A 10,109-nucleotide genomic window follows, 5' to 3' on the forward strand; every position below is an offset into this window, starting at 1 on the left:
CGGAAGATGAAGGCGATCGAGATGAACCCGGTCCAGGTCTGCCGCAGCGCGGTCGACAGATTATAATGCTGCGAGCTGTGGTGGATGACGTGGCTCGCCCAGAACCAGCGCACGCGATGCGCCGAGCGGTGGAACAGATAATAAGCGAAATCGTCGATCACGAAGCACAATACGAACCAATACCAGGCCCAGGGATGGGGCAAGGTCACGATCCGGAAATGGCCGTACAGCCAGGTCGCCAGCGCATAGATCGCGCCCGCGGTGATCGCGCCGGCCACGGTGCTGCCGGTGCCGAGCGCGAGGCTGGTCAGCGTGTCTTTGGGCTCGTAGCGGCTCTTGTCCCTGGCCCAGGCGACGAGCATCTCGGCCAGCACCAGCAGCACGAAGCCGGGCACCGCGAGCGAGACGATATCGGGGAGCTTGTGCGCATCCATCGGCGCGTTGCTTACACGAGTGTCAGTGGCGCTTCCAGCCCGCGAACCTGATCGGCGGTGATGCCGAACAACACGACCGGTCCGAACAGGCGCTCGCCGGTTTCGACCGTCGCGCCTTCGACCGCTTCATGCACTTCGACCGGGGGGACCAGCCGGCGCACCGCGACCTTGGCGCCATGGCGCTTGACCACCGCGATCGCGCCATGGCCGGCGACCAACGCCGCGCAGCCGTCGCCCGAGACGAGCGCGCGGCCGCCCTCGAATCCGGCCAATGCTTCTTCGGCGAAGCGGCGCGCATCGTCCTCATTGGCGATGCGGCTTTCGCCCAGCTTGAGCCAGCGCGCGACGCCGGCCAGCGCCAGGATCGCCACCACCGACCCCGCCAGCTGGATCAGCTGGTCCTGGCTCATGCCTGCGCCCTGAGCTGGTCGAGCAGCGGCCGGAGACCGTCGAGATTGTAGCCGGCGCCCGCCCCCTTTTCGATCAGCGCGTCGGCATCCGCCCCGTTCCTGGCCTGGGCCAGCGCCCAGAGATTGCACGACCGCGTGCCCGAGCGGCAGAACGCGAGCACCGGGCCCTCGGCCCCCGCCAGCACCTCGGCCATCGCCGCGATCTGCGGATAGCTGAACCCGGCATGGGTGATCGGGATCGCGGTATAGGTCAGTCCCGCCGCCAGCGCCGCGTCGCGAATCGCGTCGCCCGGGATCTGCCCCGCTTCCTCATCGTCCGGGCGATTGTTGACGATCGCGGTGAAGCCCGCCGCCTTGATCGCCGCCACGTCCTCGACCGAAATCTGCGGCGCCACCGAAATGCTGTCGTCGACCTTGCGGATCATCATCGCGTCACCTTGTCCTTCATGCGCCCATCGCCGCCAGCCTTCACGCGATTGCCGCGCTCGATCAAGGCCTGTCCTCCGTCACCCGGTCGGTAGCGGCCGCCGCCATCGCGTCTATCCGGCGATCCGCCTCTTGGAACGGTCCCCAACCCGGATCGCCGGGTCGATCGAGGCACCCGCTGTCGAGGCCGTAATTGACGATCCTGGCGCCATAGACCCATCCGACCCCCGCCGAGCCCGCATCGGTGATGGGCTGGAGGCATCGATAGGATGGTCCCCGCGAGCGCTCGATCGGCAGCAGGATGGCACGCACCGCGGCGAAGCCCTGCGGCCCGGCGGAAAAGCGGACGACATGGGTCACGGGCACTTTGTCGCCGCCGCCTTTCAGCGGCTGGTCCCGGTAGCTGAGCGTGACCGCCCCGCTGCGATCGATACTCCAGTTGCGCTCGCTCGATCCCCACGGCCCTGTCTGGCCAGCGACGATACGATCGGGCGGCGGGCCATCGGGCACTTGCGGGCGATCGGCGGCGGCCTGCGTCGCCAGCAGCAACGGCACCAATGCCACCAATCCGATCATGCCGCCTCCCGGATGACTTGCAGGAAGGCGTCACCATAAGCCTCGAGCTTGCGTTCGCCCACGCCCGAAATCGTGCCGAGCGCATTGCGGCTGTCGGGCTTGAGTTCGGCCATCGCGCGCAGCACCGAATCGTGGAAGATGACATAGGGCGGCACGCTCGCTTCCCGCGCGAGTTCGCGGCGTTTGTCGCGCAATGCCTCGACCAGCGGATCGCCGACCGGGTTGGTGCCGCCGGCGGCACCCGCGCGGCGGCGGCGCTCGCGCTTGGGCGGCAGCACCAGCTCGACCTTTTCGCCTTGCTTCAGGCTCGCGCGCGCGCCGGGGCCGAATTCGAGCCCGCCGTGCGGGTTGGTGCGCAGCGCATCGCGGACCTGGAGCGCGCGGCCGACCGGGCGCAGCAGCGCCGCTTCCTCGCCGTCGACGATGCCGAATACCGACAGCCGCTCGTGCCCGTTCATCAGGCTGCGCTCGCTCGACTGGCCGGTCAGGATCGACTCGACATAGCCGCTGCCGAAGCTCTGGCCGGTGCGGAACACCGCCGAGAGATATTTCTGCGCCGTCATCGTCGCGTCGATCGCGGCGGGCGGGGCCAGGCAATTGTCGCAATTGCCGCAGCGATCGGGCGCGTCGCGCTCGTCGAAATGCGCCAGCAGCAATTTGCGGCGGCATTGCGCGGTCTCGACCAAAGCGCCGAGCGCGTTGAGCCGGGCGCGCTCGCCCGGTTGCCGCGCGGTATCGACCTCGCCGATCCGCTGACGGGCGCGGGCGAAATCGTCGGCGCCCCAGAACAGATGCGCGATCGCCGGATCGCCGTCGCGCCCGGCGCGCCCGGTCTCCTGGTAATAAGCCTCGATTGACTTGGGCAGGCCGGCATGGGCGACGAAACGGACGTCGGGCTTGTCGATGCCCATGCCGAACGCGACCGTGGCGACGATCACCATGTCTTCCGAGGCGACGAAATCGGCCTGGTTCCTGGCGCGGACCTGGGGGTCGAGCCCGGCATGATAAGCGCGGGTCGGGCGGCCGGTCTTGGCCAAGGCCTCGGCCAGTTTCTCGGTCGCGGCGCGGGTCTGGGCATAGACGATACCGGGTCCCGGCGTCTCGGCGATGAGGTCGGCGATCTGGCGCGTGGTGTTGTCGCGCGGGCTGATCGCATAGCGGATGTTGGGGCGATCGAACCCGGCGACGATCAGCCCGTCGCGCGGAATACCGAGCTGGTCGAGGATGTCGGCGCGGGTATGCGCGTCGGCGGTCGCGGTGAGCGCGAGCCGCGGTACGGCCGGAAAGCGGTCGAGTAGCGGGCGCAGCAAGCGGTAATCGGGGCGGAAATCATGCCCCCATTCGCTGACGCAATGCGCCTCGTCGATCGCGAACAGGGCGACGCGGCCGCGTTCGAGCAGCTCGCGAAAATCGCCGCCCGAGGCGCGTTCGGGCGCGACGTAGAGCAGGTCGAGCTCGCCATCGAGAAAGCGCCCGCGCGTCTCCGCGCGATTCTCGTCGACGCTGGTCAGGGTGGCGGCACGAATGCCGACCGCCTCGGCCGCGCGGAGCTGATCGTGCATCAATGCGATCAGCGGGCTGACGACGATACAGGTGCCGTCGAGCATCACCGCGGGGAGCTGGTAGCACAGCGACTTGCCCGCGCCGGTCGGCATCACCGCCAGCGTATTCTCCCCCGCCAGCACGCGCGACACGACCGATTCCTGCACGCCGCGGAAGGCGGGAAAGCCGAAGGTCGAGTGGAGAACGGAAGCGGGGTCGATCACCCTATCGCCCTACCCGTCACGCGCCGGCAAAGTCGAGCACCCTCAAACGCATGGAACGGGGTCGCCCGCCTTCCATGCGACCAGCCGCAGGTCCGACAGGTCGAGTGTATCGATCGCGAAAGGCCAATGTTCGATCCCGAGCTTGCCCGGCGCCACCAGGCAGACGTCGGTCGGCTGGGCATCCTTTCCGACATGCATCACCGCGCGATAGACCAACGCCTGATCATAGCCGTTCTGGATCGACAGCAGCGACTGGTCCTTGCCCGGCGTGCGAATGAACCGCAGCACGATCTTGCCGGCTTCGGGCTTGGGGGCGAGCGCGCCCGCGCCGGTCTTTCCCATAGGCTGGAAATTGGGGCCGACCGCCTGGTCATAATCCCCGCGCTGCGCCTCGGCCGACCCAACGATCTCGAAATTGGTCGGCGCGGTGGCCGCCCGCTCGACCACGCGCGGGCCCGTATCGTCGACGGCCAGCGTCACTGTCTCGCCGCGCTTGATCGTCACCGTCTGCGCCATCGCCGCGACGGGCGCCAGCAACAGCATCGCCGCCACCATCCCCTTGAGCATCCTCTACACCTCCATCAGGTCGCGCCCGACCACCACCGGACCGGCAAAATTCTTGCGCACCGCGGCGATCCACATCGCATCGCTCACCCCGGCACCGGGGACGAGATGCGACAGCACCAGCTTCTTCACGCCAGCGCGTGCAGCGACCAGCCCGGCCTGTTCAGCCAAGGTGTGGCTGCGGCGCAGATGGTCGGCGAGGGTCGCGGCATTCTCGCCCGCCATGCGCTCGATCATCGGGCCGTAGATCGCTTCGTGGATCAGCAGGTCGGCACCCTTGGCGAGGCGAACGAGAGCGTCCGAATAACGCGTGTCGCCCGAGAGCACGATCGAGCGGCCCGGCGTGTCGAAACGATAGGCGAAGGCCGGCTTGATCGTTTCGTGATCGACCAGGGCCGAGGTCACCATCGTGCCGCCGTCGCGCACGACCAACCCCGGCTCGGCGCGCTCGTCGACCGACACCAGCGGCGCGAGCGGCACGCGGCCCTCCTCGCGAATCCGCGCCTCGACGTCGTAGGCGAGCGCGGCGAGCTGGTCGCGGACGATCTGGCGGATCGGCGGCGGGCCGTGGACGGTGACCGGCGTCTTCAATCCCGACGACCAGGCGATTTCGATCAGATTGCCGACATCGGCGACATGATCGCTGTGATTGTGCGTGACGAAGATCCGCGCCAGCCGGTCGAGCGGCATCCTTGCCTTGGCCAACTGGTTGGCGACGCCGTTGCCGCAATCGACCACCCAGGCACGACCATCCAAGTCGATCAGCGTCGCGGGCTCGGAGCGCAGCGGCGTCGGGGTCGGCCCGCCCTTGGTTCCCAGCAGCACGACCCGGTTGCGCCCGGCCGGCGCCGCGCCGATCAGCGGCATTGCGGCGAATGCGGCGAGGACGGTGCGGCGGCTGGGTTGCATGACGCGGTGCTACCGTTAAGCGGGACTGGCAGCTAGAGCGCGTTCGACCCTATCGAATCGCTCTGGTTTTTTGTGGTCGCGTTTTCCGGGCCGCTGGCTGTTGCACCCAGCTCGAAAACGCTCTGGCGGAGAACCAGCATGGAAAACGTCGTCACCGACAAACGGGCCGAGAACCAAATCGAGCTCGAGGTCGACGGCCATCGCGCGATCGCCGCTTATCAGCTCGACGACGACACCATCACCTTCACCCACACCTTCGTGCCCAAGAAGCTCGAAGGGCGCGGCGTCGCCTCCAAGCTGATCCGCGCGGCGCTCGATTCGGCGCGCGACCGCGGGCTCAAGGTCATCCCGATTTGCCCGTTCGTGAAAGCGTTCATCGAGCGCCATCCCGAATACCAACCCCTGGTCAAGCACACGACCTGAGGCGAGGCGATGAGCGAGCCCAAACTTCACCCGAGCTGGCTCGAGCCGCTGCGCGGCGAATTCGCCAGCGACTATATGGCCGCGCTGCGCCAGTTCCTGGTCGCCGAGAAGGACGCGGGCAAGGCGATCTTTCCCCGGGGGTCCGAGTGGTTCCGCGCGCTCGACCTGACCCCGCTCGACAATGTCCGCGTCGTCATCCTGGGGCAGGACCCCTATCACGGTGCCGGCCAGGCGCACGGCCTGTGCTTCTCGGTCAAGCCGGGGACGCGCACGCCGCCCAGCCGGGTCAACATCGACCAGGAAATGGAGAGCGACCTCGGCATCCCGCCGGCGCGTCACGGCTTCCTCGAACATTGGGCCGAACAGGGCGTGCTGCTGCTCAACGCGGTGCTGACGGTGCAGATGGGGATGGCGGCGTCGCATCAGGGGCGCGGCTGGGAACGCTTCACCGACGCGGTGATCCGATTGGTCAACGCCCGTGCCAAGCCGGTCGTGTTCATGCTGTGGGGCAGCCACGCGCAGAAGAAGGCGGCGTTCGTCGAGTCGACCGAGCGCGGCGGCCGGCATCTCGTGCTGCGCGCGCCGCATCCGTCGCCGCTGTCGGCTTATTCGGGTTTCTTCGGCTGCGGTCATTTCTCCAAGGCCAATGCGTTCCTGGAAGCGCATGGCGAAAAGCCGATCGACTGGGCGTTGCCGGCGATCGGCTGATCGGGCGTTCGGCGCTCGAATCCTCCCCGGAACGGGGAGGGGGGACCAAGACGCGGAGCGGCTTGGTGGAGGGGGCCCGCGACAAACGAGCAACAAGCCAGGAGGTAGCCGCAGGAAGGGGCCCCCTCCACCACCGGGCTACGCCCGGCGGTCCCCCTCCCCGTTCCGGGGAGGATTTGCGCCCACAGCTCACTGGAACAGCGGCAGCTCGGGTGCCAATTCCCAGCGGCTGACGATGTCGTGGCGCGTTTCGCCGACATGGCTCAGCACCAGCACCAATTCCTCGACTTGCCATTTGATCGGATCGATCGCCCGCGCGAAGGCGGCGCCGGCGTGATAGCCGAGCGTCATGTGCGGATTGAAGGTCCATCCCTCGCGGCTCGACAGCCCGGCATCGGCGACCCGCTCGCGGATCGCGCGCTGCAGCAGCGACAGCCCGGTCGAGCGGCCGCTGGGACGCAGTGCGACCGATTGCGTGGTGCCGACCACGCGGCCCATCGACAGCAGGAAGCCCGGCATGTCGATATCGTTGCCGACCGCGATCAGCCGCTCGACCAGCCGTTCGGGCATGCCGATATGGTCGTCGAATATCTCCATCGTGACATGGAGGTGCTCGCCGCGGACCGGCCGCCCCGGGCAATAGAGCCGCCGCGTCGCCTCGATCGTCGGGACGACGTGGAGCGCGGGCTTGATGGCGAAGAACAGGCGATGGAGCTTTTGCAACAGCATGGCGTTCCTCCGAATCGGGTGATATGTTCATGATATGTTCTACGGCTGAAGGAGTCGACTCATGACCGACGCAGGGGCCAATCGCGGCGCCGTCCACCATATCGACCTGAGCGTATCGGACGTCGCGGCGGCCAGGCGCGTCTATGGTCCGGTGCTCGATTTCCTCGGCTATACCCAGGTCAAGGACCAGCGCGACGGCTGCGAATGGGACCTGAAGGACCGCGAGCCGTTCGGCGCGTCGATCGGCATCCGCGTCGCGACCAGCGGGGGTGGGCATGATCGCTATGCACCCGGCCTCCACCACCTCGCGTGGCGAGTGGAAAGCCGCGCCGCGGTCGACGCCGCGCACGCACTGCTGGTCGAGCGCGGCATTCCGGTGCTCGACCCACCGGCGCATTATCCCGACTATTCGGGCGACTATTATGCCGTGTTCTTCGCCGATCCAGACGGACTCAAGCTCGAGATCGTCCATGCGCCCGGCTGGATCTGAGCCGGCAGGACCGAAGGGTGGCCGTCGCCCGCCCGTTATCCTCGCGGCATTGCAACCGAGAGGAGAAGAGACATGCGTACCAGGCTCTTATGTGCCGCCCTGATCGGGCTCGCCGCGCTGACTGCCGCCGCGCCGGCCGAGGCACGGATCAACCAGCGCCAGCATCGCCAGCAGGATCGCATCTATAACGGCGTCCGCACCGGCGAGCTCAATCGCCGCGAGGCCTATCGGCTCGAACGGCGCGAAGGCCGCATCGCACGCTATGAAGCGCGGGCGCGAGCGTCGGGCGGCGGGCTCAACGGTCGCGAACGCTATCGCATCGAGCGCATGCAGGACCGCACCAGCCGCGCCATCTATCGCCAGAAGCACGACGCGCAGGTTCGCTGACCGCGCGAGACGGCGGGGAGCGCTGGCGATGGCGCTCCCCGCTCTTCCCCGTTGCGCTGGGCCGCCGGCCTCGCCAAGATGCGCACGACGGTCCGGCCTGGACCGTTTGTGGGGAGGGGCAATCCATGGTTTCAATCGCCGATCGCGGGCGCCTGTCGGTGCGTCGCATCATGCTCGCGGGCTGCGCCGCGACGATCGCCATCGCCGGCGCCGCGCACGCCGCCGTCTATGTCGAGAACAAGCTGGTCGAACTGACCGCCGCCGAGAAGGTCGCGGTGACCAACCCACCGCCGGTGCAATTGATTTCCGAATTTCAGACCGACGGCGTCGCCAACGCGAAGGCGACCAAATACGCCTCGCCGATCATCGAAAAGGAAGTGGCGGCGACCGGCGTGTTCGGCGCGACCAGCGCGACTCCCTTGGCCAATGGCGGGCGGCTGACCATCCTGATGAACGACATTCCAGACAAGGGCGCCGCCAAAAAGGGGTTCGCCGCCGGCCTGACGCTCGGCCTCGCCGGGGTGATCGCGGGCGACACTTACGACGTGACGTCGACCTATACGCCGGCCAACGGGGCGCCGATCGTCAAGGTCGAGCATTACCGCATCATCTTCAAGTTCGGGAACAAGACGCTGCCGCCCGATGTCGTCAAGGTGAAGGGGTTCGAGGAAGCGGCGAAGACGATGATCCATCTAACCGTCAGCCACACGCTGAACGCGATCGCCGGCGATCCCGCCTATCCCGCCGCGAGCGGCGCGACGGTGGTGATTCCCGTCGCCGCGGCGGCACCCGCGCCGAGCCCGGCGGCGACCGCGCCGGCATCGTGACCGTCGCCCGGCTGGCCGCGCTCGCCGCGGCGGTCGCGCTCGGCGGGTGCGCCATCCCGCGCATGCCCGCGCCGCAGCCGTCTATCGCGGTGATCGACCGGATCGGCGCGGCACGACTGCCGGCGATGGCGGTCGGCAGCTTCACCGCCGCGCCCGGCCTGTCCGACAAGGCGTTGGGGATCCGCGTATCGCAAGTCCGGCCGGAGGGCGGGTCGTTCGCCGCCTATCTCGGCGAAACGCTCAAGGCGCAGCTCGCCGCGGCGGGAAAGCTCGACGCGACCGCGCCGATCGCGATCGGCGGCACGCTGACCGAGAGCGATGTCGGCGCCCCGATCGGCGAAGCGCGCGGCCGGCTCGGCGCCGAATTCGTCGTCACGCGCGACGGGCGCGAACTGCTGCGCAAGCGGCTGCGCGTCGAGCGGCGCTGGGGCAGTTCGTATTTCGGCGTGATCGCGATCGACAAGGCGGACCGGATGTACACCGCGCTGTACGCGGACCTGGTCGGCACGTTGATCGACGACCCCGATTTCCGGGCGGCAGTCGGCGCCGTACCGCTCCAGCCGTCACGCGGCGGCGCGCGATAGCTATACTGACCCCGCCGAAACGGACCTAAATGCTTGATCCATAATGGGTAGGGAGCACGAATAGGCTACTGGACAATAGAGGTGTCTTATCCTAGCGGCACGCGTCTGGCGCGCCGTCCTGGCGACTTGCCGGTCGAACACCAATGAGTGTGGGGGTATAATCATGAAGAAGTTTGTCGCGCTCGCCGCGTTGATGGCGTGCGTCCCGGGTGTCGCGTTCGCGCAGGACAAGCCGGCTGACGAAGCCAAGCTGTCGGGCGTCCGCCTCGAGGCGCGCATCGGCTATGAGACGCCGACCGTCAGCGATAACAGCGGCATCTACAAGATCGGCAGTGCGGTGTCGTACGGCGGCGAGGTCGGCTTCGACCTGCGCGCCAAGAACGTCACGATCGGCGCCTATGCGGTCTACGAAGGCTCGAGCGTTTCGCTGTGCGACAGCGGCAGCTGCCTGAAGGAGAATGGCAATCTGGGCGTCGGCGGCCGTCTCGGCTTCGTCGTCGCGCCGAAGGTCGTGATCTACGCCAAGGCCGGCTATGCCCGCATCAGCTTCAATGCCAGCAGCGGCGGCGCCTCCGCCGATGCCCATAAGGAAGGCGTGCAGGGCGCGCTGGGCGTCGACGTCAACGTCACCAAGAACGTCTATGTGATGGGCGAGATCAACTACGCCGATTACGGCAGCTTCTACGGCATCAACCTGCAGCGCCGCCACGTCGCGGCGGGTGTCGGCGTCCGCTTCTAGACTCGTTTTCTGATTGATTGAATCGAATGGGGATTCCCAAGCGGGTTGAGATCTGATTCAACCTGGTGGCTGGGGATGGAGGCCAGCGATCATGGCGAGACCCTATTCGAATGATCTCCGGGAGCGAGCGGCGTCGG

General features: G+C 67.7%; 15 protein-coding genes. 7 read left to right on the forward strand and 8 right to left on the reverse strand.

The genetic code is table 11. From position 1 onward, the window contains the following. From ACTHJR_RS11135 to ACTHJR_RS11165, 7 genes are all read right to left on the reverse strand, one after another. Nucleotides 1-434 (reverse strand): sterol desaturase family protein (locus tag ACTHJR_RS11135; protein ID WP_440523247.1); only part of this gene is annotated, 434 nt, incomplete at its 3' end. A gap of 11 nt (nt 435-445) precedes the next feature. Beyond that, complete coding sequence (locus ACTHJR_RS11140; protein WP_440523249.1) at nt 446-844, reverse strand: hypothetical protein; 399 nt, start codon at nt 842-844, stop codon at nt 446-448. Beyond that, entirely contained in the window at nt 841-1,269 is a 429-nt protein-coding gene (locus tag ACTHJR_RS11145; RefSeq protein ID WP_440523263.1) for a TIGR01244 family sulfur transferase, read from the reverse strand. Before ACTHJR_RS11145 ends, ACTHJR_RS11140 begins: the two co-directional genes overlap by 4 nt. 64 nt (nt 1,270-1,333) lie before the next feature. Continuing rightward, nucleotides 1,334-1,846 (reverse strand): hypothetical protein, encoded by a 513-nt coding sequence (locus ACTHJR_RS11150; protein WP_440523250.1) that lies wholly within the window; start codon nt 1,844-1,846, stop codon nt 1,334-1,336. Beyond that, complete coding sequence (gene recQ, locus ACTHJR_RS11155) at nt 1,843-3,612, reverse strand: DNA helicase RecQ (RefSeq protein WP_440523251.1); 1,770 nt, start codon at nt 3,610-3,612, stop codon at nt 1,843-1,845. Before recQ ends, ACTHJR_RS11150 begins: the two co-directional genes overlap by 4 nt. A 42-nt stretch (nt 3,613-3,654) precedes the next feature. Then, the gene (locus ACTHJR_RS11160; protein WP_440523252.1) at nt 3,655-4,179 is read right to left on the reverse strand and encodes a hypothetical protein; all 525 of its coding nucleotides are present in this window, start codon (nt 4,177-4,179) and stop codon (nt 3,655-3,657) included. 3 nt (nt 4,180-4,182) lie between these two features. Further along, nucleotides 4,183-5,085, reverse strand: a complete 903-nt coding sequence (locus ACTHJR_RS11165; RefSeq protein ID WP_440523253.1) for an MBL fold metallo-hydrolase — start codon at nt 5,083-5,085, stop codon at nt 4,183-4,185. Between the two features lie 138 nt (nt 5,086-5,223). Between ACTHJR_RS11165 and ACTHJR_RS11170 the strand changes: the two genes are divergently transcribed. Both ACTHJR_RS11170 and ung read left to right on the forward strand, forming a co-directional pair. After that, on the forward strand, nt 5,224-5,508 hold the full coding sequence (locus ACTHJR_RS11170; protein WP_440523254.1) for a GNAT family N-acetyltransferase: 285 nt from the start codon (nt 5,224-5,226) through the stop codon (nt 5,506-5,508). A 9-nt stretch (nt 5,509-5,517) separates the two neighbouring features. Beyond that, nucleotides 5,518-6,216, forward strand: coding sequence for a uracil-DNA glycosylase (gene ung, locus ACTHJR_RS11175; RefSeq protein WP_440523255.1), 699 nt, complete (start codon nt 5,518-5,520; stop codon nt 6,214-6,216). A 189-nt stretch (nt 6,217-6,405) separates the two neighbouring features. On the opposite strand, the gene ACTHJR_RS11180 is transcribed toward ung, so the two are convergent. Next, nucleotides 6,406-6,945 (reverse strand): 2'-5' RNA ligase family protein, encoded by a 540-nt coding sequence (locus ACTHJR_RS11180; protein ID WP_440523256.1) that lies wholly within the window; start codon nt 6,943-6,945, stop codon nt 6,406-6,408. A 61-nt stretch (nt 6,946-7,006) separates the two neighbouring features. Between ACTHJR_RS11180 and ACTHJR_RS11185 the strand changes: the two genes are divergently transcribed. From ACTHJR_RS11185 to ACTHJR_RS11205, 5 genes are all read left to right on the forward strand, one after another. Then, a complete protein-coding gene (locus tag ACTHJR_RS11185) occupies nt 7,007-7,435 on the forward strand; it encodes a VOC family protein (protein WP_440523257.1) in 429 nt (142 codons plus the stop codon). A 72-nt stretch (nt 7,436-7,507) separates the two neighbouring features. Then, the gene (locus ACTHJR_RS11190) at nt 7,508-7,822 is read left to right on the forward strand and encodes a hypothetical protein (protein ID WP_440523259.1); all 315 of its coding nucleotides are present in this window, start codon (nt 7,508-7,510) and stop codon (nt 7,820-7,822) included. A 125-nt stretch (nt 7,823-7,947) separates the two neighbouring features. Continuing rightward, on the forward strand, nt 7,948-8,649 hold the full coding sequence (locus tag ACTHJR_RS11195) for a hypothetical protein (RefSeq protein ID WP_440523260.1): 702 nt from the start codon (nt 7,948-7,950) through the stop codon (nt 8,647-8,649). Continuing rightward, nucleotides 8,646-9,233 (forward strand): hypothetical protein, encoded by a 588-nt coding sequence (locus ACTHJR_RS11200; RefSeq protein ID WP_440523261.1) that lies wholly within the window; start codon nt 8,646-8,648, stop codon nt 9,231-9,233. Before ACTHJR_RS11195 ends, ACTHJR_RS11200 begins: the two co-directional genes overlap by 4 nt. A 163-nt stretch (nt 9,234-9,396) precedes the next feature. Further along, nucleotides 9,397-9,972, forward strand: a complete 576-nt coding sequence (locus ACTHJR_RS11205) for an outer membrane beta-barrel protein (protein WP_440523262.1) — start codon at nt 9,397-9,399, stop codon at nt 9,970-9,972. The last annotated feature ends 137 nt before the right edge of the window (nt 9,973-10,109 follow it).

It is taken from the genome of Sphingomonas sp., assembly GCF_051962185.1.
GTDB lineage: Bacteria > Pseudomonadota > Alphaproteobacteria > Sphingomonadales > Sphingomonadaceae > Sphingomonas.